The sequence below is a fragment of the Candidatus Pristimantibacillus lignocellulolyticus genome (genome assembly GCA_023639215.1).
Classification (GTDB): domain Bacteria; phylum Bacillota; class Bacilli; order Paenibacillales; family Paenibacillaceae; genus Pristimantibacillus; species Pristimantibacillus lignocellulolyticus.
This window is the reverse complement of the sequence record CP097899.1, coordinates 915,918-942,188: the sequence shown is the minus strand read 5'-3', so window position 1 is coordinate 942,188 and position 26,271 is coordinate 915,918. Positions and strand designations below refer to the sequence as shown.

At 36.3% G+C, this 26,271-nt stretch carries 18 protein-coding genes; 12 read left to right on the top strand and 6 right to left on the bottom strand.

The genetic code is table 11. The annotated features are described in order from the left end of the window. Positions 1-99 precede the first annotated feature (99 nt). From NAG76_03815 to NAG76_03805, 3 genes are read right to left on the bottom strand one after another with little or no spacing between them, the layout of a single operon-like run. The gene (locus NAG76_03815) at positions 100-1,008 is read right to left on the bottom strand and encodes a MerR family transcriptional regulator (protein ID URN95399.1); all 909 of its coding nucleotides are present in this window, start codon (positions 1,006-1,008) and stop codon (positions 100-102) included. 22 nt (positions 1,009-1,030) lie between these two features. Then, positions 1,031-1,804 (bottom strand): DUF1295 domain-containing protein, encoded by a 774-nt coding sequence (locus NAG76_03810; protein ID URN95398.1) that lies wholly within the window; start codon positions 1,802-1,804, stop codon positions 1,031-1,033. Between the two features lie 3 nt (positions 1,805-1,807). After that, complete coding sequence (locus tag NAG76_03805; GenBank protein URN95397.1) at positions 1,808-3,634, bottom strand: DegV family EDD domain-containing protein; 1,827 nt, start codon at positions 3,632-3,634, stop codon at positions 1,808-1,810. 229 nt (positions 3,635-3,863) lie between these two features. Between NAG76_03805 and NAG76_03800 the strand changes: the two genes are divergently transcribed. The 4 genes from NAG76_03800 to NAG76_03785 all read left to right on the top strand — a co-directional run bounded on the left by NAG76_03800 (position 3,864) and on the right by NAG76_03785 (position 8,525). Further along, on the top strand, positions 3,864-4,484 hold the full coding sequence (locus NAG76_03800) for an SDR family oxidoreductase (protein URN95396.1): 621 nt from the start codon (positions 3,864-3,866) through the stop codon (positions 4,482-4,484). Positions 4,485-4,597: 113 nt separating this feature from the next. After that, positions 4,598-4,801: a DUF378 domain-containing protein gene (locus NAG76_03795; GenBank protein URN95395.1), complete on the top strand. Its 204-nt coding sequence runs from the start codon at positions 4,598-4,600 to the stop codon at positions 4,799-4,801. A gap of 242 nt (positions 4,802-5,043) precedes the next feature. Beyond that, a complete protein-coding gene (locus NAG76_03790) occupies positions 5,044-5,913 on the top strand; it encodes a hypothetical protein (protein URN95394.1) in 870 nt (289 codons plus the stop codon). Positions 5,914-6,107: 194 nt separating this feature from the next. Then, positions 6,108-8,525 (top strand): hypothetical protein, encoded by a 2,418-nt coding sequence (locus NAG76_03785; GenBank protein URN95393.1) that lies wholly within the window; start codon positions 6,108-6,110, stop codon positions 8,523-8,525. A 284-nt stretch (positions 8,526-8,809) separates the two neighbouring features. On the opposite strand, the gene NAG76_03780 is transcribed toward NAG76_03785, so the two are convergent. Together NAG76_03780 and NAG76_03775 are read right to left on the bottom strand one after the other, a co-directional pair. Further along, a complete protein-coding gene (locus tag NAG76_03780; GenBank protein URN96754.1) occupies positions 8,810-9,262 on the bottom strand; it encodes a GNAT family N-acetyltransferase in 453 nt (150 codons plus the stop codon). 443 nt (positions 9,263-9,705) lie between these two features. Beyond that, positions 9,706-10,764, bottom strand: a complete 1,059-nt coding sequence (locus NAG76_03775; protein URN95392.1) for a M42 family metallopeptidase — start codon at positions 10,762-10,764, stop codon at positions 9,706-9,708. Positions 10,765-11,173: 409 nt separating this feature from the next. On the opposite strand from NAG76_03775, the gene NAG76_03770 reads away from it, so the two are divergent. The 7 genes from NAG76_03770 (at position 11,174) to NAG76_03740 (ending at position 24,355) form a co-directional block, all read left to right on the top strand. Next, positions 11,174-15,712, top strand: a complete 4,539-nt coding sequence (locus NAG76_03770; GenBank protein URN95391.1) for an S-layer homology domain-containing protein — start codon at positions 11,174-11,176, stop codon at positions 15,710-15,712. A gap of 410 nt (positions 15,713-16,122) precedes the next feature. Beyond that, positions 16,123-17,874 carry a histidine kinase gene (locus NAG76_03765; protein URN95390.1) on the top strand — a complete coding sequence of 584 codons (1,752 nt, stop codon included), beginning with the start codon at positions 16,123-16,125 and terminating at the stop codon, positions 17,872-17,874. A gap of 11 nt (positions 17,875-17,885) precedes the next feature. Then, a complete protein-coding gene (locus NAG76_03760) occupies positions 17,886-19,451 on the top strand; it encodes a response regulator (GenBank protein URN95389.1) in 1,566 nt (521 codons plus the stop codon). A gap of 86 nt (positions 19,452-19,537) precedes the next feature. Continuing rightward, entirely contained in the window at positions 19,538-21,058 is a 1,521-nt protein-coding gene (locus NAG76_03755; protein ID URN95388.1) for a glycoside hydrolase family 31 protein, read from the top strand. A 201-nt stretch (positions 21,059-21,259) separates the two neighbouring features. Beyond that, entirely contained in the window at positions 21,260-22,555 is a 1,296-nt protein-coding gene (locus NAG76_03750) for an extracellular solute-binding protein (protein URN95387.1), read from the top strand. A gap of 88 nt (positions 22,556-22,643) precedes the next feature. After that, positions 22,644-23,525: a sugar ABC transporter permease gene (locus NAG76_03745; GenBank protein URN95386.1), complete on the top strand. Its 882-nt coding sequence runs from the start codon at positions 22,644-22,646 to the stop codon at positions 23,523-23,525. After that, positions 23,522-24,355 (top strand): carbohydrate ABC transporter permease, encoded by an 834-nt coding sequence (locus tag NAG76_03740; GenBank protein URN95385.1) that lies wholly within the window; start codon positions 23,522-23,524, stop codon positions 24,353-24,355. Before NAG76_03745 ends, NAG76_03740 begins: the two co-directional genes overlap by 4 nt. Before the next feature lie 164 nt (positions 24,356-24,519). Here NAG76_03740 and NAG76_03735 read toward each other — a convergent pair whose 3' ends face one another. Then, positions 24,520-24,723 carry a hypothetical protein gene (locus NAG76_03735; GenBank protein ID URN95384.1) on the bottom strand — a complete coding sequence of 68 codons (204 nt, stop codon included), beginning with the start codon at positions 24,721-24,723 and terminating at the stop codon, positions 24,520-24,522. A gap of 189 nt (positions 24,724-24,912) precedes the next feature. On the opposite strand from NAG76_03735, the gene NAG76_03730 reads away from it, so the two are divergent. After that, the gene (locus tag NAG76_03730; protein URN95383.1) at positions 24,913-26,271 is read left to right on the top strand and encodes an extracellular solute-binding protein; all 1,359 of its coding nucleotides are present in this window, start codon (positions 24,913-24,915) and stop codon (positions 26,269-26,271) included.

The following is a 26,271-nucleotide window of genomic DNA, read 5'->3' as shown; positions in this document are numbered from 1 at the left end:
AAAACCCGGCATGCAAATTAAAAATTAATTTGCATGCCGGGTTTCGTTATCACTCAGTTAAGTCTATTCATTGATTATTGAAGAGAATTGGAGCAATGCTTATATATGGACTAGTTGTTGCTGATACCAACGTTCCCACTCGTCATTGTGATCTCCAATCAAAAAGTCATAATAAGGATGATGGCTATCTAACGCCGTAAAGCCTTTTCCACCCAGTATAATTTTGACTTGAGGTCGAATAGTCAAGATATGTTCGATATACTTAATCGTATTATCTAATCGTTTAGGATCTGTTAACGTTAAACATAACCAATTCGCATCGCTACGAATCAACATCTCACCAATACCATCGACAGGAGTATCGGCCCCTAGATAGATAACGTCTAGTCCTTTACGGCGAAGAAACAGTGAAAATAATAATAAGCCAACTTCATGACGCTCGCCAGCGGGGCACAGTGCAATTACTTTTGGTAGTGATGGATTTCGTTGGAATAGTCTGAAAAACTGTATATAACGTTGTTTTACAAATTCGCTAACCATATGTTCTTGTGCAACAGATATTATTCCTTGTTCCCATTCGTCGCCAACTCGAATCATAAGCGGAACTAATACTTTATGAATCATCTCATCAAGTGGATACATTGAAAATCCAAGATCTACAATATGTTCAGATTTCTCAATGTCCATATTCAATAAGGCATGATATAAGTCATTTTGCACGCTAGTATAAGTAGATCTAGGTTCTTCATCTGTCACTGTCGCAGCAGTAACGTTTGTTTGCTTTTGTTTCAGTAGCAACTGAGAGGCGTGACTAATACTAAGTCCTTTTTCTTTTGTTTGGATGAGTAACCAGCGAAGATCCTCAACATCTTTATCGGAATAAAGACGATGTCCACCTTCACTTCTTTGTGGTTGGATGACTTGATATCGTGTTTCCCAAGCACGAATGGTTATAGGTGATATACCTAATAATTTTGAAACCATTTTAATGTTATAAATTGTTAACACCCTCGATCACTTAATTACAAACTTATTTTATTTTTGGAAACCAAGGAATGAAGTTATTCGTTTCTGATTTGTATTGCTGATAAGCTTTATTGTTAGCGTATCGCTTATCTAAAAATGGTACACCAGAAACTTTTAGAAGTAGTAAATTAATTAGTAAAGCGCTGATCAAAGATATAAAGCCCCATTGCAATGGTAACAAGATAACTGCAACTCCCCACCACATTGTCGCTTCACCAAAGTAATTCGGATGACGAGTATAGCGCCATAATCCTGAAGTAAGTACTTCTTCTTTACTTTTACGTTTCTTCTTAAATGATTTAAGTTGAGCATCTCCAACCACTTGGAAGAAGTATCCCACGAACCAGATCGCTAAACCAATATAAGCGGCAAGATCCAAACCATTACTCTGCACTGCACTTACACGAATAATAGGATAAGCTAATAATAACATAATAAATCCTTGTAACATAAATACACGGAAAAATGCAATAATAACTACATTTTTGCCCCATGCTTTACGGAAGTTAACGTAACGAAAATCTTCGCCTTGCCCAACTGCACGAATTAACAAATACACGGCTAATCGAATACCCCATAGACTGACTAAGGTTAAGATAAGTAATTGTCTTGCATCATACCCTTTTTGATAGAAGAAAGTTGAGAACGCCACAATAACGAATCCTAATCCCCACCCAATATCGACAATCGAATTATCCTTCTTCACTTGTGCAACTAAAAATAATATTACCATAAAAATAAAAATAGCTAACCCACTAATTCCATATAATGACCACATATATTAATTCCCCCTTTGATTAGCGTCACTAAGTAACATTGCAACACTGACTGCGCCTTTTCCAGCATTCAATCCGATAACAGCTGAAACACTAGTTACATATTTCGGCTTTTGACCAGTAATACGGATCATTTCCCTTTCACATAAAGAGCTATCTTGGATGGAATCTGCATGAAGTATAGCGTAGCTCTCAATTTTGTTCATTGCATTAATCTTTTGAGTGAATTGCAGTAATTTTTCTAGACTAGAACGTTTGAAAAATGTTTTTCCGTATAATAGCGATTTACCTTCTCGATCTATGGATACAATCGGCTTCATATCTAACCATCTTGCTATTTTCCCTTGCAGCGGACTAACTCTACCGCCACGAATCATATGTTTCAATGTTGGAACACTAACTAAAATTTCTGAAGTTGGAATCCATGTTGATAATGATGCTTTTATCTCATCGATAGAATGGCCTTGGTCAATGGATTGAGCAGTTTTTTGTACAAGTAATCCATACGCACCCGACAAAGTACGTGAATTCACAACATGAACTCTGGTAGAATCAATTTGCTCAGCTGCAGAACGACAAGCCTCATAAGTACCACTTAGTTCTTTCGAGAGATGAATCGAGATAATGTGATCATAATTATTTAATAATTGAGTATAAAGATTCGTAATTGATTCTTGTGTAGGTTGTGATGTTTTGGGTTGTTCAGTTACTTTTTCAAGCTTGTTATAAAATGTTTCAGGTTTCAATGTAACTTTATCTAAATATGTTGAGTTACCAAGTTGTAGATGCAGTGGCAACATATGAATTTGATACTTATCCAACAGATCTTGTGGAATATCACAAGCGGAATCGACAACGATAGCAATAGATGATTTTCGTTGATAGAGCGTTTCATGCTGACGTTGCATATCCTCAACCTTTTGATAAATGATAGAGCCATTCTCATTGATTACTTCCGCCACACGCTCGGGAGTATTTGTATGAATATGTACTTTACCTTGATTTTGATCTCCAACGACAATGAAAGAATCACCGAGTGAAGATAATTGCTGTCTTATTTCCGTTAAATTTGTAGTTACATCGAATAAAAACTCAGAACAATAACGATTTACGATAGTGTCTGTATCTGAAAAAGTATGGTTATCAACAACCATCGAATACATCGTAAGATTTTCTAGGGAACTCAATTCCGTAGTTACATCATCTTTCGTTATGTTAAGATGAGTTCCCGTTTTCATGGAGTCAATTAAGCCTTGTAGAAAATGTACGAAACCTTTTGCTCCGGCATCGACAACGTTATGTTGCTGTAACACTGGTAATTGGTTCTTCGTATTTTCTAGTGACACACACACTTCTGAGAATGAATCTTGCATCACGTCTAGAATGCCTGTGGATTGGCTACTATTGTCTTTCATGACATTGATCCAATCTTTCATAACAGTAAGTACTGTCCCTTCTTGTGGCTCATTCACGGAGTAATATGATCTAGCTACCGAATACTCACACATTTCAATAAATTGCTCTGTTTTTATTTCGTTATGTTTACTTAGAAAATCACACATGGAAATAATGAACTGAGAGAAAATCATCCCCGAATTACCTCGAGAACCACGAAGGCAAGCTGTTTTCATTTTATTTAACATTTCAGTGGATGGTTCGATCCATTTGGTCTCACGTACAATCATCTTCATCAGGTATGCGAGATTACTACCGGTATCACCATCAGCGACAGGAAATACGTTAATTTTATTCAATTCTTTTTCTTTACTTATAATCTGATGCGCTCCAGTTAAGATCATATGATAAAACGTACGGTGATTAATAAGTTCCATGGAAACACCTCTCTCATGCAGTCATTTTATTCATTTTGTATATAGAAAAATGATGTTGTAACTATATAGTATAGTATTTGTATAAGTTTTGTATAGTTATTTTTGTGATAATACGCAAAATTAATGAACTGATGTTATTAGGTATTTCCATTGAGTCATATTAAAGTTTATAGTTATATGATAGAACATCGGAATAAGTTATAGGGTAGAAGAAGAGGGGAAAGAAGGTATGGCAATGAAACTATTCGTAATTGGTGCAACAGGTGGTGTTGGTAAGGAGGTTGTAAAACAAGCTTTAGAGGCGGGATATGAGGTAACGGCATTTGTAAGGGATCCATCGAAAGTATCAGTAGAGCATGCTCATTTACAAATCGTTCAAGGTGATGGGTTAGACAAAAATAGTGTGATCACTGCAATGCAAGGTCATGATGCTGTCATCTGTACCATAGGTGGGAAAAATCTTGGTGCTTCTACACTTATGTCTACCGTTACGCAGCATTTAATTGAAGGAATGAAGCAACATAATATCGAACGAATAGTTTATTGTGCTTCCGCAGGTATTCACAAAGAGCTAAAAGGTATGATGGGCAAATTGGCTATGTTCGTCCTTCGTAAAGTTTTAGCAGATCACACAAAAGCGTATGGGTCATTAGTTGCTAGTAAGCTTCGCTGGACGATAGCACGACCGATGAGTTTAACGAATGGTCCATTGGTAGGCACTTATAGTGAAGTGCTTCATGGAGGAGCGCCTAAAGGCTATAATATTGCGAGGGCAGATGTAGCTACATTTATGCTAAAAGCAGTTCAGGATAATCAGTACATAGAACAATCTGTTGGATTGTCTTCTTAGAAATGTAGAGATGAAGAGATGGTAAATATAAAAGTTTAAGCCTTTCATGCATAATTCATAACAAATTAGGGGAATTTCTTAATAGTACCATTACGATTGAGGAGCTGTTAAGAATGAAAACATTAAATGTTGTGGCGCTATTACTATTGATTGTTGGCGGTATTAACTGGCTATTGATTGGTCTCTTTAACTATAACTTAGTTGAGGGTATCTTTGGTCATGGTTTTTCACGAGTGATCTACGTTATTGTAGGGCTTTGTGCAATTTACTCCATTAAATTCTTCGGAAATGTAACGGGAGAAGAACACGCTAGATAATTGCCCATTTTCAATAAGTTAAAGGCTCGATGTATGAAATGTAGCTATAATCTCTTTAGATTTTGTCTACATGTTGTAGTAGGTTAGAAAAAGGAGTTACACAATGTGTAACTTCTTTTTGTTTTACGATATGAAAAGTTTAGTTCATTAATTATTAACGTGTTGTCATAAATTTGTATGGAGAAAGCGATAAATATGATACACTCTAGTCGTAAAAATGTTGAGTAGTTGGAGGGAGTTCTATGGCAATCCCATTAACTGAGAAAGAAGTAAATCGTTTATTTGAATTATTAGATAACAAGCAACGTTGGTTTCTCAATACATATTTAACACAAAGTAAAAAAAGCAAATGGTTGGAACAATTAGCGACGAAAAAGGGGATTGTATTAGACGAAGAAATGTCTTCTGATGAGATTTGGGACAAGTTAGATGATTGGGAACTAGCTGAAGTACTTGATGGTGGATATGGAAATCGTCCTTATCAATGTGAGTGCGGCAAACCACTTCGTTTTTGCTATGTCATTCATCATAGAAAAGAGAACAAAACATATCGCCTAGGGGAAACATGTCTAGAAAATTATACAATGCTTTCTGCAGATCTAATTAAGGATATTAAGAATGGTTTTCATACGATTGACCTAGAACGTGATGATATATTAAGTAAGTATGAACAATGGTGGAAACTTCCTGAAGATTATTATGATCTTGATCTATCTAGAGAAATTATGGAGCAATTAGAATTAGATTTACCGCTTTCTCATATTCAATTGAATAAATTAGAAAAGCAATTTGAATATGAGTTATCGATGACAAGACCAAAGCAAACCGTGAAAAAATCGAATAAACGTTATAAAAGCAAACATTCTATAATCGTAAATACAGAGCCAGTTGTAGAACATGTTGATATTACCTATGAAGAGCTAATGGCTAGGCATTCGGAGCAGATACAGCTCGTTAAAGAAAATGAAAATAGATTATTAAGTGCCTCTAAGCAAGAAAAGTGGGAGCTTATACAGCGAATGTTAGGAGCAAGTGAGCGTAACAAAAGATTTAGTTACACTAAATTTTTAACAGAATTATTTGATTTGTTATATTACTTAAAGCTCTATTGAGTGTTTAATTGTTGTATTATTTGATACTCCACTGAGCTAAAGCTAAATGTGTAGATTGATCCCTGAAAACCTACGTATTTCCCACTCGACATACAAAAAACTCAAAAAAATATTTTTGTTTAACTAGCAACAATTTCCATTTATTATCGTCATATAGAGGAGAGCGTTATGACGGTAAAAAGGGGATAACTGGAATGAGAATTAGTAGGAGATTAACTATTACAATAGTGATTGGCCTCATTATTGTTGTTGCCATTGGTTTGTTTTATTTTCTCAATAGAAATACAGATCAGGTAAAATATCACTATCCAGTCATAGTAGATCAAGATAATGAGCCGATAATTCCACAGTCTAAAAGCCACGAATTTGATACGGATGCACAAGAAGCTGTTGTTATATTGGAGGAAGATCAATCGAAGCTATATGTAGAAAATCTTCACTTATATTACAGTTCAGATGGTGGATTAACTAGTAAAGAACTTTACACATGGGCCGAGGGATATAAAGCACAAGCTTGGATTAATGGTGAGTATATTCTCTTTGGGACACAATTGATCGAAGCAGATTCAGCAGAAGAAGGACATCGCGGGAGTTGGATGACGGTACGGCTTACTTCTGTACCAATAGTAAGTGCAGAGGAACAATGGCAATTTGGTCCTCAGGAGCTGCTGTCGATTAGTTTAGTCGAACAACCTAATCTATTTTTTATTCAGTTTAGAAATGGTGGAGAATATGTGAGTGAGATGGTCTACCAATCGTCGACGTATACTTGGAGGTCCATTAATCAAGGATTACATGATACGGTTGCTCTAACCAGGCAGGATTTATCTAACAAATTTCAGCCATTTATTAGTGAAGAGATCATTGACATGGGAAATGATGTGAAAGCTTATGTGTTTATAGATGATATAGGTAGCATCGTATATACAGAGCAGCCATTTGAACTAGTTAAGAGATATGTTGGATATGATATGATCGATGCAACATTAATGGGTTTTGTAGATGGGACGGAATTAGTATTAGGACATTTTCGGAATGAAGCGGGAGACGAACTGTTATCATTATTGAATGATGGTTCTTCATCGAATCTTCCAGTAGAAACTCGGTTGTTTATTGGAGAATGGATCGCGCTTAATTATAGTACGTTCGCTCTGATCACAGATCATCAAATTGAGATCGTTATGTACAATAATGGTTATGATCTTATTGATAATGAACCACAATATAAGCAGTTTTCAACCAAAGGAGCGACGTTAATTGGTTCAGAGGGATCGCTTGCTCGATACGAAGTAGAAGGTGAAACACGATATCTTTCACTTTATGATCTAGTTCATACGCATAATGCAGATTTTCAATCGCTACTAACCACACCGTTAACTGATTATAAGATAGACAGTGTAGATAGATTTTCAAAGGATGTTGTATATGAAACTCAACCTATACTTGAAATGGATTCAAGCGTAGTAAATACGAATGAGGAAATTCCGGAAGAGCTAGACAGAGCGATTGATGCCATATATGAGGAAGTAGATTATTCCTTTGTGAAAACGTATCGTAAGATTGATGACGTCTGGTATGTCATCGTAGATGATAAATTTTATCAATATAATAATGGTGCATTAGTGGAAATTGGGATATTGCCTATTACGATGAAGATGCGCATTGGTGAAGGGTTCGAAGGATATGGAGTTAAAGATTTCTTGAGGATGAATGGTAAGTGGATTTTCACTGATACGGAAGCTTCTAGAATTATTATGGTAAATGATAAATTAGAAATTGAGCAAGAATTAGCTGTGCATCTGCCAAATCATTTATCGCTTCAAGGTGATTTACTGCATGTCACATCACCGACATGGAAGTACACTGTAGATAAGGATTTTAATCTTAATGATAAGAGGGCCATTGAATACGAGTCTTCGACAGATAAAAATTGGGTGGAAGTTGAATTTTTTCGTCCTAGTCAGTATGTGAAAGACAAAGAAAGTGGGTTGACGTGGTATTTTCTTCATGGATATCTGTATCAATATAATAAACAGAAGCAACAGTATCGTACTTTTTATATGGGTAATAATATCAATGCTAGAGGGACAGAACAGATTATTCCTTATGGGGATGAGATTTTAGTGATGTTAGATACTCGCTTAGAACGCTTTAATCGAGAAGGACAATGGCTAGGTGTTATTGATTATCCACGTACTGAGCCTGATGGTATATATGTTTCCAGCCCAGAGGGTGAAAATTCGTATATTTTAGATCAAGTTGAGGGAGTAATATATCTAGTACAAGGATATAGAATCATTCGTATCGATTTGAATACTAGTATAGTGAGTATGGTATTTCAACAAAACTACAGTGATATAGGATCTATTAGTCGCTACGGTAATACGATATATTTCATCCTTCATAGTAATTATGAAGATAAATTTCAACCACTGCGCACGCTTGAAGAAATGGAGTATAGCCAGTACACCGAATTAGTCCAGTTAGATTTGAATTCACATGATGCAGAACGTTTCCTAATTAGCGGATATGTAGATCGCTTGGAATTAAGTGCCGATCGACCAGATCAATCAGAGCAACCTACTATCCAACTATTTCGTTACAACGAATAGGTAGTTCGGAACGGCGACTATCTATTGGTTTAGTTGAATGTTTAGATTGAATTGATTATAAGTGAAAGTTCAAAAAGTGGGCTTTAAGAACCGAGAAGATGGAGCGCTACTTGTGGAAGGAGGAAACGTAAGTGTACGTTATTGGTACACGCGTACCTACAATGTTTCTTTAAGAAACATACATCGTAAGCTTACGCTAGACTTCCCAATTTCGCTTCATATTCGATGTCGATTAAGCTTCCTGTCACTTCGTTATAAAAGTCCACTTTTTGAACTAACTATTATTATAAATCTAATGAGAATCTCACCATGTCTATACACAACAACCCATTCTCAAATATAGGATGGTCGTAGTTTCTTATGAAGAAATTACGATCTATATATGACATTCTAAAACCGCATTTCTGATACAGAGCAATCTGATTAATGCTGGAGTTGCCTGTTCCTACTTCTATAATAGTGTATCCTTGTTCCCTAGCCACTTGAATGGCATGAACAATTAATTGTTTTCCGTATCCTCTACCTTGGAAAGATTCAGCAACAGCTACATTTACAAGTTCACAAGTGTCTGGTCTAGTAGGGAGTAGAACATAGATGCCGATTACATCATCATTATCGACTAATACATAACTTTCACCTCTAGTGAGATACTCTTTGACGAGACTTTCAGAAGGATCAGCAAGAAGTAATAATTCCATCGGAGACTGGTCAGTCGCTAATAATTTTCTAATAATAATTAATATTCACCTCTATTTTTTTAAGTATCCAGAGCTACAAATCCAAACTTTAATGTTCATTCCCCTCCATATCGCGCTATACACTAATAACGAGCGAATGAAGAGTAAAACCCCCCTCCAAATGACAATATATGTTGAAAATGAGGGAATGAAGGGTAATTATCCCCTCCAAATGGCGCTATACGCTAAAACAGAGCAAATGAAGGGTAATTATCCCCTCCAAATGGCGCTATACGCTAAAACAGAGCAAATGAAGGGTAAAATTCCCCTCCAAATGACGCTATACGCTAAAACAGAGCAAATGAAGGGTTAAACTCCCTTTCAGTTGGCGTTATATGTTAAAAATGAGTAAATGAAGAGTAAAACTCCCCTCCAAATGGCGTTATACGCTAAAACAGAGCAAATGAAGGGTAAAATTCCCCTCCATATCGCAACATATTGGATTATGCTGTCCAAGGTTCCATCATATAAGCTACTAACAGTGCAGCTGTATTCACAATAGCATCTGCATGTGTGCGTTCCATACCATGTGAAGCATGCACACCAGGACCGATTAGTGCTGCTCGGATATTATTACCGCCTCGAAGTGCAGCAGAGGCATCTGAGCCATAATGAGGGTAAATATCTACTGCATAAGCAAGTTGCTCTCGTTTTGCTAGTTCAATAAGACGAGTTGTCATATTATAATCATATGGACCAGATGAGTCCTTCGCACATATCGATACATCACGTTCTGTAGCAGATAGATCATCGCCAAGTGCTCCCATATCAACAGCAATCATTTCGGTAATATCAGCTGGAATATGAGCAGTTCCATGTCCTACCTCTTCATATGTAGATAGTATGATCTTAACTGTACGTGTCGGTGTAATATGATTACGATGGATCCATTCTAGAATGCCAAGTAGAGCTGCGACACTAGCTTTATCATCCAGATGTCGTGACTTAACCCATCCATTAGGTAGTAACCTCGCACGTGCATCCCATGAGATGAAATCTCCTACACTAATGCCTAATTTCTCAGTATCTTCTTTGCTCTCAACGAGTTCATCAATTCGTACTTCCATATTAGCTTCTTCACGCTTCCAATCACGAGCATCGGAATATACGTGAACAGAGGGCTTAGTAGATAGTACAGTTCCTTCATATATTCTTCCGTCTCTCGTATGAATATGGCAGTATTCACCTTCTACCGTTTGCATCGCATATCCACCAATCGGAGTAAAGCGTAACATCCCATTCGGTTTTATTGATCTGACCATCGCTCCTAATGTATCAACATGACCGGATAGAGCAAGGACATGATCGTTATCTTGACCAGGAATAGTAATAATCGCGTTTCCTTTAGGGGTTATTTCGATCTGAAATTTCATATGCTCTACTTCTTGTTTAATTAAATTGATAATGTTCATACAGTAACCACTAGGACTTGGTGTGTTCAATAATTGTTCAAGCCATTTTAATATATAATCTCGGTTGAGCTTCTGCGTATTCGTGTTCATAATGTTCTCCTTTATGTGAATATATCATTAACTAAATATATTCTACGTTCAATACTTTCATCGATATTGTATAATGCTCAGGTTATGATGCTCAAGTTAATAAATTCTTATAAGTAAGTCTATACATAGGACATAGTAAACGTTTTGAGAGTACAAAACAAATTGCACAGTATTAATCGATATATTAGATTATATTACTGTTGATAATGTTCCTTGTGAATATAACAATGAAGTAATAGATATATGAGTAATATATTCGTATAAAAACCGTACGCAGTTCATTGTTGGGAAACTTAATCTTCCTTATTCTAATAATATACGACGTAGCTGAAGTGCATTGTTGTCAGTTGACAATAATGTAAGCGCAATCAACTCGTTGTATATTATTTTAAAATGGGGGGTTATTTTTTTGAAAAAAGGAAAGCGCTTTATTTCAATTGGTATCATTATCGCTATGATCTTGAGCATGATACCAATGAATTCGTTTGCCGCTGAACAGGTAGAATACGATGTCAATCTTGCTCTAGGAAAGACGGTTGTAGTATCAACTACATCAACTGATGAACCGACACTAATAGCAAGTAATATTACTGACGGCAATGCCAATACACGCTGGAAATCTAAGGACAATGATAAGGGAACAGTTACCATTGATCTTGGTAGCACGTTTGATTTCAACGAGATTACAATTAATTGGGAAGGCGCTTACGGGAAAAACTATAACTTGCAAGTTTCTACTGACAAAGCAACTTGGCAGACGGTTGCAACGATAAACAATACGTCAAACGGCTTGAAGAAGCATAAGTTTAATTCAATCAATGCCCGTTACGTTAAGCTAGTGAATAGTGAATTTAGTTCTTCAGCTACATTTATTAGTATCTTTGAGATAGAGGTACATAAGCGTAGAGTGCTTCCGGCGGATCAAGCGATGAATAATATTATTCCTAGCGTATCTAGCATAATCGGAGGATTCAATGCTGATCAAACGATATTTGATATCAATGTGGGTAATGAGACATCAACAATTACACTAACGCCTATTCTGGCTGGAAGCTCCGCAATTGCTTTAGTTAATGGCAAGTCTGTAACTAGTGGTGTGGCATCAGAGCCAGTTGAATTGGATGTGGGACTAAACCCAATTCAAGTGGTAACAGCAGATCCTAATGATGCAGACAATAGTATGGTTTACACAGTTAATGTGCATAGAAAGAACTACAACTTCAACGGTGAGCAGTATACTAATATTGCACTTAACAAGAATGTAACTGCTCTAAAAGCTGATAATTCAAATCTAACTAGTTTCTGGAATGCATTAAGGAATGTGAACAATGGTAATAAAGGTGATTTTGCACAACCCAATCTAGGTAAGGACACACCATGGCAAGTGAAAATCGATTTGCAAGGAAGTTTCATCGTTGATCGATTCGATTATTATCCATTCAAGGGACAATATCCATATGATTATTCAATTAAAACGTCTGTTGATGGTACGACATGGACAACTGTTGTGATGGATGGAAATACACAGGGCGAGGACAAAACGTATGTAATATCGCCTACTACAGCTCGTTATGTTATGTTTTCTTCTACGAAAGCAACAGGCTTTAGTGGTATTGCTGAAATGGAAGTATACGGTGTTAGTTTTAGTTTAGATATGCTATTGAATGTAATTAATTCTATGACACTTCCGTATGGGCAATCTGAATTAAGCTTACCAAGTGTACCTGATGGCTATAACATTTCAATAAAAAACAGTTCTGATACCAATGTTATTACTACTGATGGTAATGTAACATTCCCTGCGGCGGAGCAGGTAATCGATATTACAATTGAAGTATTAGATCAAAATACCGCTGAAACTGCAGAAAAAACGATTCAAGTAACAGTTCCTGCTGCTGCAAGTGTAGAAACTGTAGAAACTGTTACTAATATCGAAGTTGAGAATGGAACAGCAGCAGCACTGGTGTTAGCACAGCTTCCTCAGACTGCTGAGCTGACACTTAATAATGGCAAGATTGTTGATGCAGCTATTACATGGGCGGCGAATTCAATTCCCACGTATGATGCTTACACTGCTGGTCAATATACGTTTGCAGGAGAAGTAGTTCTTCCATATGGAGTGAATAATGATCATAACAAGTCCTTAACAGTTGAAGCAAATGTAACAGTTAAGCAACTTACATTAAGTCATTTAATAATTAAACCAGGCAATCAGACCGTTACTGTGCCTGCATCTGACTTCGTAAGAAGAAAATTTATTGCTGAAGTGATGAGTAGTGCAGGGATAATAATTCCGTCAGAAAAAGTCGAATGGAGTATTTCTTCCAAGCCGGAGGGCGTATCCCTTGATAATAGCGGAATGTTAGTCGTTGATTCTACGGCACAATCTAATCAGCTAACAATTACAGCTACTTCACTTTCAGATGAAACTTTAAGCGCTTCAGTAACAGTAACCATTAATAAAAAAGAAGACGTACGAGACTTCCCTGCCAATCCGCTTGAAAAGGATGGATGGATACTTGACTTCCACGATGAATTCGATGAGCCTAAGCTTAATAAAGATGTATGGTACGATGGCTACCTAACTCATTGGGCAAATACAACGGAATCAAGTGCAACGAATTATATGCTTAAAGATGGTAAATTCATATTGTTTATCGATGAGACTAACGTGGAATGGTCCGTAGAGGATAACGGAAATAAGGCAACGGGCATGCAGTCATTCGAGAAGAATGGCTTGCATAAGTGGGGATCACATGTGATTCCAAGGCAGGATGTAGAAGACTTCGACGGATACGCTACCAAATATGGTTATTATGAAATTCGGACTAAGCTTCCAGGCACTGGATTTGGTGGGCACCTTGCATGGTGGATGGTTGGTACACAGGATGATGCCCCTGCTGACGATATAATGGGCGAATCGACTAAGCAAAATGCAGAGATTGATATTATGGAAATTCCTTACGGGGAAATATTGAAAGCTAACCCTTCAACGTATCCAATTATTCATAAGTGGAATGACCCAGATGCTCCTAAGGTTTGGTTCAACTCCTATGGGTTGTCTCCCAACAGTGATAGTGAATACCATACGTTTGCTATGGACTGGACTCCTACATCATTGAATTTCTATTATGATAATAAGTTGGTAGCTGAGGGTAATACTTCTCCTAGTTACCGCATGATGACTTTCTTTAGTATGTATGCAGGAGCTGAGGGCTACTGGACAGGAAAAGATAATGGTGTTTATCCGAAAGATTGGTTTATTGATTATTTCCGAGTATACAAGAAAGATGAGCCTGCTTCAGATTTGAATCTAGCTGCGCTTTCTACAAGTGAAGGAGATATAGATTATAAGAACGGTACTATTACGTACGCTATGGATGTATCTGAGACGACTGAATCGATTACAGTTACGCCGACAGGTAATACGGATCTTCAGACAATAGCTGTCAATGGAGAGACTGTAGAAAGTGGAACTGAATCACAAGCGATTCCTCTTGCTATGGGTGTGAATAAAGTTAAGGTGATGGTAACTGCAGGTAATGGAGATTACAAATATCATACATTAACGATTAATCGTGTAGACCCTAATGCTCAAACGGATAAAACAGCACTTATTGAAGAAATTACAAAAGCTCAGCTTGCTTATGATTCAGCAGTAGAAGGAAATCAACCAGGGCAATATCCTGCTACTGCGATGGAAGCTCTAAGTGAAGCAATTGTAGCGGCAGCTGTTGTTGTTAATGATAATAGCGCAACTCAAGAGATCATTAATATAGCGTTTGAGACGCTGAGCACTAAATTATCGGAATTCAAAAATTCCGTCAATAAAGCTCCTGATAGTGGTTCGGGAAATGGTAGTAACAACGGAAATAATGAAGGTAACACCAACAATAATGGCGATTTAATTATTAAAGTAGAAGATGTTAACGGATTTACAACTAGTCGTACTATGAGCGAAGTGCTTAATGCTGAACGAGTTATTATTCAAACAGAGCAAATGGGACTAGAAGTGACACAGGAAACAATGAAGCAGTTGTCTCAGTTGCTCTCTAATGAAGAACTGCTTACTAGCAAATTTAACTTGTCAATTAACAAACAGAATCCAACAGAAGAGCACAGAACGTTGGATTCAGTTACAGACAGTAACAAAGCGGATGCTAAGCTTCTTGTTTCTATTATGGATCTGGATTTGACTATTAGAAGACAAGATGGAACTTCCATTCAAGTTGCTCCAATAATCGTAAGTATTCCACTCAATGACATTGTTCAAGACCAGCATACAGCCCTGTATCGTATTCTTGAAGATGGTAAGCTGGAATATTTAGGCGGAAAAGTAGTTGATGGACAATTGGTTGTTCAACTTCATCAAAACGGGACGTATGCTTTGCTAAAAGTAACTAAGCAATATAATGATATATCTAGCGAACATTGGGCAACAGAAGCTATTGAGGAATTGACGAAGAGACTTGTCATGAATGGAACTAGTGGCAATACGTTCAACCCATCAGGAAATGTAACGAGAGCAGAATTTGTAACTATGTTAATTAGAGCAATTCAGTTCAACAATACTGGTAAACTGAGCTTTGATGATGTTACATCTGGTATATGGTATGAGGATTCTGTTAAATCAGCAGTTGAAGCGGGTATCGTTCAAGGTTATACGAATTCCAGCTTCCGTCCACAGGCACATATTACGCGGGAAGAAATGGTTGCAATGTTAATTAGAGCATATCAAGCAGTGGGCAAAGATATTGCTCCAAGCAGTAACCATGCCATTTCAGATGCAAATGACATCGCTCCATGGGCGAAAGATTATGTTGCTCAAGCATATGATCTTCAATTGGTTCAAGGAAGTCAACCTGGAAAATTTGTACCGAAGGGATTGACTACACGAGCTGAAGCTGCAGTTGTTATCTACAATTTACTAAAGCAGCTTGGGATATAATGATTCCATTATGAAACTGAAACTACGAAATAATAAGTTTTATTAATAGAACTGGATAGAGCCTCATTCATGAGGCTCTAATTAATTTTAAATAACATTGAATGTGCTACAATAGAATGTATTTCCTGTTTCTATATATCTATTAACTGAAGATATTGACAGTAATATAGTGATATATAATAGATACACAGTGTATTGTTTCTAAGCTTATTCTCTTGTAATGTAATATTATGTAACGAACAGAATGAATTTTCTTGTTTGCAATCATTAATGTAAGCGTAACCAAAAAAGAGTTTTCTGGATTATCAGTTTGATTATTAATTACGCCATCTATTAAAAGAATCAAATAGAGCTTCTTAGATGAGGCTCTATTTGATTTTCAATCGAGAATAGATGAGGGGGAGAGTAAGTTGAAGTTATCATTGCGGTCACAAATGGTAATTAGTTTTTCGGTTATTTGTATTCTTCTAATGATCCTATTAGGTGGCTTGATCTTAAATAATAATATTACAAATTATCAGAAACAAAGCTATGACTATATTTATAAAATCGTAAAAGTGAATATTCAAATGGCTGACAATTATTTTGAGCAATTGACCAATATATCAAAAATAATAGCTAATGATCAGGCAATAATTCGTGCAGTTAATTACCGCAACAGCGTAAATGAAGTAGACTACTCTGTTGAATTATATAATCAGAGAGAGGTTGATGCTAAGATAAAGCAACTGAATGTTCTTGGTGATATATCTAATGCTATTATTATCGGTGCGAATAATGAGTATTTGTATTATTACGGTAGCTCACCTGTTAAAGGATATAATTTTGCCCAGCAGTTATGGTTTGTTAATAGTATTAAAGATAATAGTAATTATATTCGATTTACAAATTTTCATCCTACTGATTATTTACTCACTGCTAAGAAACAGGAGACGGTATCAATCATTACACCTATATTAAGTTTGAATCCGTATGGTGAACCTAAATCTTCTTATTTGATGACTGATTTTAATTTAAGGCCAGTCATTTCTCATAAAGACGATCAAGGAAGAGTGCAAATTGCTATTTATGATGGTAATACCAAAGTAAAATCTTTTGAAAATTTGTCGGAGAGTAATCAACACAAAGTCGTAGAAGCATTAGGAGAGAAGAAAAAGTACTTTATATTGCCTAAGACAAAAGACGATCCAGTATCCTATCTTGTTGTTAATGAGATTTCAGAGAAGTCAGGCTGGTCAATGCTTGGTATTATGCCTCTTACTGAAATCGAACAAATGAGAAAAACAAATATATCTTTTGTAATTATTATGATTATCATTGCCTGTATCCTTGTATTAATTTCATCTGATCTCATATCAAGATCGATCCTTACACCGATGAAAGGTTTAATAGCTAATTTCAAAAATATTGCTTCGGGCAATCATCAAGTCATTTTTAAAGAAACGAAAAGTATTGAGATTAACTCTATTTCCGCAACGGCTGAGCATATGCTCAAGAACATCAATCAGTTGACAAGTGATGTGCTGGAGGAACAGAGGAAGTTATCAATGGAGCAACTAAAGGTTCTGCAAAATCAAATCAATCCTCATTTTTTGAACAATGTACTTCAGTCTATTAAAGCTATGGCAGTATCAGGAGACACGAATTCGATTTCCAGAGTAACAACATTGCTTGGTAAAACACTATCATATACGGTCTATAATCCTTATGAGCAAGTTATGTTGAAAGATGAGCTCGACTATACAGAAAATTATATTGCTATACAGAATATACGCTTCAATCAATTAATTACTTATGCGATAGATTGTGAAGAGCAACTTTTATCGATGAATGTTCCGAAGATGATGATTCAGCCGCTAATTGAGAACGCTATCGAGCATGGATTTGTTAATCGCCAGGAAGGACATATATCCATATTTACCGAGGAGATAGACAATGAGTTTTATATTGCGGTCACGAACAACGGCGTTACTCTAGATAAGGAAGAGGTTGACCGTCTTAATGCGATGCTTAGTAGTGAGGATACTTATAAACAGAAGCAAAGTATAGGGCTATTGAATTTGAATCAACGCCTCAAAAGTAGCTTTGGTGCTCAAGCAGGCTTAAAGATATTTTCCAGAGAAGGCATGAAAACGAGTGTAGTAATTACGATTCCAAAGTGAGGGGGAACGATATGCTTACAGCAATGATCGTTGATGATGAAATATTATCAGTGAAAATGATGGAGAGTATAGTGGATTGGAGCAGTCTTGGAATAGACATTGTTAGCACTGCTCAAAATGGTCTTGAAGCTTTAGACCTATATTATAAGCATAAACACGATGTCATTATATCAGATATAAAGATGCCGAAACTTAACGGTCTAGAGTTTGTAAAGAAAATAAAAGAGATTAATATAAATACTGAATTTATTCTAATTAGTGCGTACGCTGATTTTGATTATGTCAAAAAAGCAATTGAACTGGGCTGTTCCAATTATATACTTAAACCAGTTGATGAGTTTGAACTAGTGAGGACAGTAAAGATTATTACGACTAAGATTAAGGATAAGCAAACGACAGAAAAATATTTAGTTAAAAATTGGAAGCAACGTGAATTACAAGGTTTATATCGCTTTATGAATACAGGGAGTAATCAATTACAAGCTGTAAAAAGTGCAGCTAACTTGAATCTAAATTTTTCTTCTTATGGATTATTTCGCTTCGTACTTAAAGAGAGTTCGATGAACAATTATATAGAGAACAGTCTGCAATTAGATGCTCAGATGGATTATATTATGGAGCAGATCCTTACAGCGTTGAATCAATATGGCAAGGGAATATTATTTGATTACGAGGATAATGGTTGGACTGCTATTTTAACAGAGAGTGATTCTCAGCAATTTTTAAAATGCTCGCAACATTTGATTAGTTTTTTAGAAACACAATTTAAGATTGATATTTATGTTTGCTTTAGCCAGCAAGGTAGTACAATGAATGAATTGCCTCATATGTATGAAAGACTATGCAATCTTAGTCGTTATAGCTTCTATGTCGGAGATGAACAGATACTAGGTTATGGATATAATTGTGAGGAAACTAGCTTTAAACAATTAGAACTGCTGCCATATACACATAACATAACAGAGGCGCTTCGGAATAAAGATATTCCACTTGCCGTACAAATATTGGATGAGGTGTTGTTATTGTCATGTAAGGCAGATCCTCAATCGCTTCATCTATTCTTTGAGTTTTTCTATAATGTAACTTGTGCGATAAGAGACCAGCTCATTACGAATAATAAGATAACGGACGAAAATAGGCATATTTTGAATCTTAGTTACAAAGATATTGCGCAAATATCCAAGATTGATGAAATAAATCAGTTTATGAGGCACTTATTGTTATTTGTCTCGGACTCCAAGTCTGCCACACTCGAATATAGCACTCTAGTCTATAAAGGAGTGCAATATTTACATGAAAAGTACGATCAAAATTTCTCGTTGCATGATATATGCAATGAACTTGCAGTTAGCAAAAACTACTTCTGTTATTTGTTCAAAAGAGAGACGGGACAAAATCTATGGGCATATTTAACCGATATTCGTCTCAACAAATCTAAGGAATTGTTATGTACAAGTGAACTGAAAAGCTACGAAATTGCTTATAAGGTTGGTTATGATAATCCTAGCTACTTTTCTAAGTTGTTCAAAAAATATACGGGACAAACACCTAGTGACTATCGCATAGCAAATAAGTAATAAATGAATATAAAAACAGAATAGAGTGTATTGTCGCTAGGCTTATTCTTCCGTATTCTAATTGTAGAATGGAGGGGTAAGCCTTTATGATTATTCAAATGTTGGATGAAGAATATTGGTATGGTGGCTGTGTAAGTCAAGGGAATCGTATGCCTGTAGGAGTAGAGGATAAAATTCAATTCGTATTCGATCAAAATCCTACGCCAAACCAAACAATGCCACTATTTATATCTTCAAAAGGTCGTTATTTGTGGAGAGAAACAGGATTTACAATTGATTTTAATGAGGGGATTATTTCATGTCCTGATGATCTATTATTGGCAAGTGGGTATGAATCACTACGTGGTGCCTATCAGGCTGCGATGAAAGCTCATTTTCCTTTTAAGGATATTAAATTATCAGAGAAGCTATTTGTCGAACCTATATTCAATAGTTGGATTGAACTAACTTTTAATCAGAATGAGAAAGACTTGCTGCAATACGCTAAAAATATTGTAGCTAATGGGTTTAAGCCAGGTGTGTTAATGATAGATGATGGTTGGAGCGAGTACTATGGTAATTGGTCATTTCACTCTGGAAAGTTCCCAAATGAGAAAGCATTTATTCAAGAGCTTAAAGGGATGGGTTTTGAGGTTATGTTATGGGTATGCCCATTTATTACTCCGGATACAGTTGCTTATAGGGAGACAAAAAAACTTGACTTGTTAGTAAAAACACCTAATGGGACTCCATATATATGTGAATGGTGGAATGGACATTCCGCTGTGTTAGACTTTTCCAATCCTGAAGCTGTAGAGTGGTTTGATCGTCAGATGCAACAACTTCAGAATCTTGGTATTGATGGATTCAAATTTGATGCAGGCGATAGCTGTTATTATCGCGAAGATAACGTAACTCACGGGAATGTAACTCCAGATATTCATTCTTCTCTATGGGCTTCTTATGGAACGAAATATGAACTTAATGAATATCGCGTTACGTTTAAATCAGGAGGTTTCTCGCTATTTCAACGACTATGTGACAAAGAGCATTCGTGGGGTGAGAAAGGTATTAAAGCTCTGATCCCAGATAGTTTGTTACAAGGTATAACAGGTCATCCATTTAGTTGTCCGGATATGGTTGGCGGAGGAGAGTATTTGAATTTCGCTGAACTAGAAGAAAATGGTCTTGATCAGGAACTCTTTAGTCGTCATAGTGAAATTGCTTGTTTAATGCCATCAATTCAATTTTCTGCAGCACCTTGGAGAGTATTATCAGCACAATATTTAGAGAAAATTCATGATCAATTGCGTCTTCGTACACATTATTTACCCCAATTGAAGCTTGCTTTGAACGAGGCTGTTAAGCAGGGTGAACCAGTGATTCGCTACATGGAATATCAGTTCCCAGGCGAGGGATTAGAGACAGTAACGGATCAGTTTATGCTTGGAAACACATTGCTAGTAGCTCCATTATATGAAAAGGGTTCTATAAATCGGGTGGTTGCAGTACCTAAGGGTATATGGAAGTTTGGTCAAGAAATTATTGTGAGCAAAGGTGAATTGCATACATTTACACCACCTGCAGATATACCAATCGTACTCCAGTGGCAAGATGATATTCGCTAAGAAAGTAATAAAGGATTAGAAATTAAAGAAAAACGTAATAAAATGCAACCGATTACATAATTCTGTGCGAATCACATTAATTTACTAATCAACATATTAATGTCCTTCTAATAATGAATAATGGAGTTGCTTCTTTTGAAATATCCTAATTGTTATGATGTCAGTGAAGTTATTACAAACTTGAAATTGGGGGAAAAAAGAATGAAGAAAAAATGGTCATTATTATTGACTAGCTTAGTATTGGTTAGCTCTATTCTTTCAGCATGTGGTAGTAATAATGGGGGAAATGATGATCAATCATCGAACTCTACCGAGCCTAATAAGTCAGGAGAGCAAGTAGAAATTCGCATTATGGGTTACAATGCGGAATCATCTCGTGCCAGCTACCTAAAGTTGCTGGAAGAAAAATTGCCTAACATTAAAGTAACATTTGAATTCGTTGCTTTGGACAGTTTCAATAACGTATTGAATTCTCAGCTTAATGCTGGACAAGGTCCAGATATTATTGAAGTTGGTGGAGAAACTAGACTACTTGCAAACGCAGGTCATCTGATGGATCTTACAAATGAAAGTTTCACTTCGAAATACGCTAATGTCGGTCTTGCTCCTTATTCTGTAGACAGCAAAGTGTATGCAACACCACTACAAAGTTGGTATGAAGGTATTTTCTACAATAAAGCAATATTCCGTGATAATAATATCGCAGTACCAAAAACATTTGATGAATTTATTCAAATTCATAAAGCTCTAGCTGCTAACGGTATTAAAGCTCAAACTATGGGTGCACAATCATGGGAACCAATGATGAAACAAAGTATTGGACTTGTTAACAACGAGTTCTACTCAAACCCAGCTAACAAAGATTTTGATGAGAAGTTCAATGCTGGTGAAGCTAAATTGGCTGAAGCATGGTTGCCATATGTAGAAGAATGGTCTCGCCTTATTACGGAAGGCATTCTAACAGAAGATATGCTTGGACTTAGCTATGACCAAGCACTTGATGAGTTTGCTACAGGAAAAGCCGCAATGTGGGAAAGTGGCCCGTGGGCTGTAGGAACGATTTTAGAGAAAAACCCAGAGATTGAGCTTGGCATGTTCCCTATTCCTGGTATTACTGAAGGTCCAGGATTCTTAATCGGTGGTCCTGGTTCTGCTCTTGCAATTAATGATAAGACGAAGCATAAAGCAGAAGCTTTACAAGTTCTTGAATTTACTGCAACTCCTGAAGCGCAACAAGCTTTAATTGCAGATAATGCAGGTAGTTCATTCTTGACTGGTGTAGAAGTTGATCTAGGTGAAATTTATGCAGATGCTGAAGAAGCGTTTAAGGCGGGCAATGTATATGCTCCTTGGACTGCTGCTTGGATCTCAGGTAACCCAATCGTAGAAGGTTATGGTAAAGCGCTTCAAGAAGTGCTTGCAGGAACTAAGACTGTTCAGCAAGCTTTGGTTGATGCTGATGATGTTAACGATATGATGCGTAAAACACTTGAATAGAAAATTATGCTAATGAAACATTCCTGAAAGCCTGTCATGGCTATTCAGGAATGTTTCTAAACTTAACTGAGAAGGTGAAGTGCCTAAAGTGAATACGAAAAAGAGAGACCGCACATATTTATTCATGATCCTTCCTGCGTTTATAGGTTTCATGATCCTTTTCATCGTTCCTACAATAATGAGTTTTGGCTATAGTGTAACGAATTGGTCAGTGTATAAACCTGATTTTCAGTTTAATGGATTAGACAATTATACTCAGTTGCTAAGCGACACTAAAAATACGACAGCCATCAAAAACTCTATTAAGTATGCAATTGTAATTACTATTTTTCAAAATCTATTTGCCATTGTATTTGCTGTGTTATTGAATCAGAAGCGATTCATGTCTAATATCGTCAAATCCATATTCTTTTTCCCTGCAGTATTAAGTGTTCTAGTTGTAGGTTTTTTATTCCAATACATTATGACTTCGTCTGATTTTGGATTGTTAAACAATATTATTACATTTTTCGGCGGAAGCCCGGTTAACTGGTTAGGTAATAGCAAGATTGCTTTATATTCAGTGTTATTCACACAAGTATGGCAATGGACAGGTTGGAGTATGGTTATCTATATTGCGAATTTGAAAAGTATTGATTCATCCATATATGAAGCGGCGAGTATCGATGGAGCAAGTAAAATGCAAACGTTGCGTCGTATTACACTTCCGCTACTTTATCCTGCGGCCTCCTTTAACATTTTAATGTGTCTAATTGGCGGCTTGAAAGTATTTGATGTTATCTTTGCAATGACTAAGGGCGGTCCAGGATATGCGACCGAAACTATAATTACGACTATGATTCGAGAAGGTTTCAATAACGGTCGCACAGCGTATGCATCTGCAATTGCTGTAGTCTTCTTTATTATCGTATTTATATTAACTAGAGTTGTTACTTACGGATTGAATAAATGGGAGGAAAAGATATCATGATGGCTAAACGTCAATTTGCTAATATCACGATTAACCTACTGTATGCCATAATTGGCGCTATCATGTTGCTGCCCATTTATTATTTGGTAGTAACAACTTTTAAGACTCCCAATGAGGCTGCTGCAAGCCCACTTGGATTGCCGAAGCAGCTTATGTTTGATAACTACATTACTGCATTTAAGGCAATGCATTATCCACAAGCGATATCTAACAACTTAATTATCGCAGTATGTGCAGTATCCATACTAGTTATTATTTCTTCTATGGCTGCTTATGTCATTGCTAGAAGTAAAAAAAGAATATTTAAGTGGATGTTCATGATCTTTATGGTAGGTCTTATCATTCCATTTCAAATTGCGATTATCCCATTATACAAAATTATTGCTGCGTTACATTTAATGAATACTTTGCCAGGTGTAATATTAATATCAGTATTTTGCATTAATCTTCCGCTCTCGATCTATTTGTTCAAAGGGTTTATCGGTACGGTACCAATAGAGCTAGAGGAAGCGGCAGGTATTGATGGTTGCGGTACATTCCGTACGTTCTGGAATATTATCTTTCCGTTACTTAAACCGATAGTTGCTACGGTCACGATTTTGGATGCACTTGCGATCTGGAATGACTTTATGACACCATTGCTATTCCTGCAAGATCCGAATAAGGCAGTTCTACTACAAGAAGTGTATAAAAATGTGGGTCCTTTCTCCACGAATTGGACTTCGTTCTTCCCTATGCTAGTGCTAGCTACTTTGCCGTTGATCATATTCTATCTAATCATGCAAAGAAGTATTATTGAAGGTGTTGTAGCAGGTTCAGTTAAGGGTTAATGTGAAATTAATTATCGGATTCGATCAATGAGCTAGATATCATAAGATTTTAAAATAGAAACCCGATCTATAACGAAATTCTTAAAAAAGTATTTCGTATAATAGTTCGGGTTTTTCGTTAGCTAAAAACCTTTTGACCGAGTGTCTTTTTATGTGTAGCGTGACTACATTATCTTTTGTTTAAGTGCAAGCAGTTTATGGGCTAACTCAATGGTCGAACAATCAGCAAATACTTCTATTGCCCAAATAAGATCACGTATTAAAATCATCCGAATATCCTTCTTCTCTATTCCCATCCACTCCGATGAATGCCAAGTTTTTCGATACACTAAATAACGATCATTATGCTGTATAACCTTCCATTTCATATGTTCATAACCTTTCTATATAAAATGATATATTACGCGAGTAATAGATGACTATTAATTGAGTATTGAATCAAAATTATATGTACGAATTACATTATTGTACATGTAACTTTTTAACTTATTACATGTACTGAATTTATTAGTGAAAGTACAATCTATATGTAACCATAAAATCTAGGGGGTCATGTAATGAACAAATTGAGAAGTACATTATCGTTATTCGTTGCAATCTTTATCATCATTGCTACTATGGCAGCATGTGGCGGAAATGCTGCGAGTACTAACGGTAATAATTCTGATGCTGCTAATACTGCAAACGATACGGATACAGAGAAAAAGAATCCAGTTAAAATTACAGCTCTTATTCAACAGTCTAGAAATTTTGAAGGTTTGCAAAACATGATTAAAAAATTGGAAACAGAAGAAAACATAATTATTGATGCACAAGTTGTACCGGATGCAGAAGCATTAAATTTAATCAAAATGAAGCTTAACTCCGGTGAAAGCGTCGATATGATTGATTATAACATTCCAGCTGTGTATGACATGATTGACCCTGTTGCTAATTTTGCTGACTTGAGTAATGAATCATGGGTTGGAAATCTAATTATGCCAGATAACATCAAATATGATGATGGAAAAATCTATGGATTCCCATTCCTATCAGTGCCAGGTATACATGGCATGATCTATAACAAAGATGTTTTTGCAGATCTAGGGATAGAGGTTCCGACAACATGGGATGAACTTCTAGCTGCTGCTGAGATTATTAAAATAAAAGGTAATGGAATTACGCCGATCTTTATGCCTAAAGATTCTTGGGTTCCGCAAATTATGATGACAGATAACTTCGCAAAAGCGCTAGATTCAGAAAAGATCGCAGAATTCGCTGATAAAGTAGCGAAGAACGAAATGAAATGGACAGACGTCCCTGAGTTTCAAACGGTTATCGACAAATATTTGGATCTTTATAAAAAAGGCTATGTGAATGAAAACTTTACATCAGCAGTATATGATGATGCTATCGCAGCAGTTGCTACTGGTAAAGCAGCGATGCATTTCAACGGAGATTTCTTTGCATCATCAGTTATGGATTCTAATCCTGAAGCCAACATCGGTATTTTCCAAATTTCAATGACGGAAAATGTAGATGTTGTAACTGCTAACACATCATCAGCTGGATTTGTAGCTTACAAAAACTCGAAAAATCTGGATACGGTTAAAAAGGTGTTTGAATTATGGTCAACACCAGAATATGCAGATCTATATTTCGAGGGTCGTCCTTCCTTCCCTGCATTTAAAGATGTAAACGGTGGGGAAGTTCCTGATTATCTTAAAGAAATTAACGAGAAATATATTCAGCAAGGTAAAGCAATTTCGGAGTTCAATGCATACGTAATGCAATATAATCCACTATTCGAAAACAGCTTATATATTTATTACACTTCTACTCCTGCAAAAAATGATTTGGATGGTAAAGGTATTATGGAGAAATTCCAAAAAGAATTCGAGCAATATAATAAAGATATAGGTGCACCTGGGTTCTAA

Excerpts from the sequence above, each read along its gene's own strand:
- NAG76_03810 (URN95398.1), bottom strand. The coding sequence starts at position 1,804 with ATGTGGTCATTATATGGAATTAGTGGGTTAGCTATTTTTATTTTTATG.
- NAG76_03805 (URN95397.1), bottom strand. The coding sequence starts at position 3,634 with ATGGAACTTATTAATCACCGTACGTTTTATCATATGATCTTAACTGGA.
- NAG76_03800 (URN95396.1), top strand. The coding sequence starts at position 3,864 with ATGGCAATGAAACTATTCGTAATTGGTGCAACAGGTGGTGTTGGTAAG.
- NAG76_03795 (URN95395.1), top strand. The coding sequence starts at position 4,598 with ATGAAAACATTAAATGTTGTGGCGCTATTACTATTGATTGTTGGCGGT.
- NAG76_03790 (URN95394.1), top strand. The coding sequence starts at position 5,044 with ATGGCAATCCCATTAACTGAGAAAGAAGTAAATCGTTTATTTGAATTA.
- NAG76_03785 (URN95393.1), top strand. The coding sequence starts at position 6,108 with ATGAGAATTAGTAGGAGATTAACTATTACAATAGTGATTGGCCTCATT.
- NAG76_03775 (URN95392.1), bottom strand. The coding sequence starts at position 10,764 with ATGAACACGAATACGCAGAAGCTCAACCGAGATTATATATTAAAATGG.
- NAG76_03760 (URN95389.1), top strand. The coding sequence starts at position 17,886 with ATGCTTACAGCAATGATCGTTGATGATGAAATATTATCAGTGAAAATG.
- NAG76_03755 (URN95388.1), top strand. The coding sequence starts at position 19,538 with ATGATTATTCAAATGTTGGATGAAGAATATTGGTATGGTGGCTGTGTA.
- NAG76_03750 (URN95387.1), top strand. The coding sequence starts at position 21,260 with ATGAAGAAAAAATGGTCATTATTATTGACTAGCTTAGTATTGGTTAGC.
- NAG76_03740 (URN95385.1), top strand. The coding sequence starts at position 23,522 with ATGATGGCTAAACGTCAATTTGCTAATATCACGATTAACCTACTGTAT.
- NAG76_03735 (URN95384.1), bottom strand. The coding sequence starts at position 24,723 with ATGAAATGGAAGGTTATACAGCATAATGATCGTTATTTAGTGTATCGA.
- NAG76_03730 (URN95383.1), top strand. The coding sequence starts at position 24,913 with ATGAACAAATTGAGAAGTACATTATCGTTATTCGTTGCAATCTTTATC.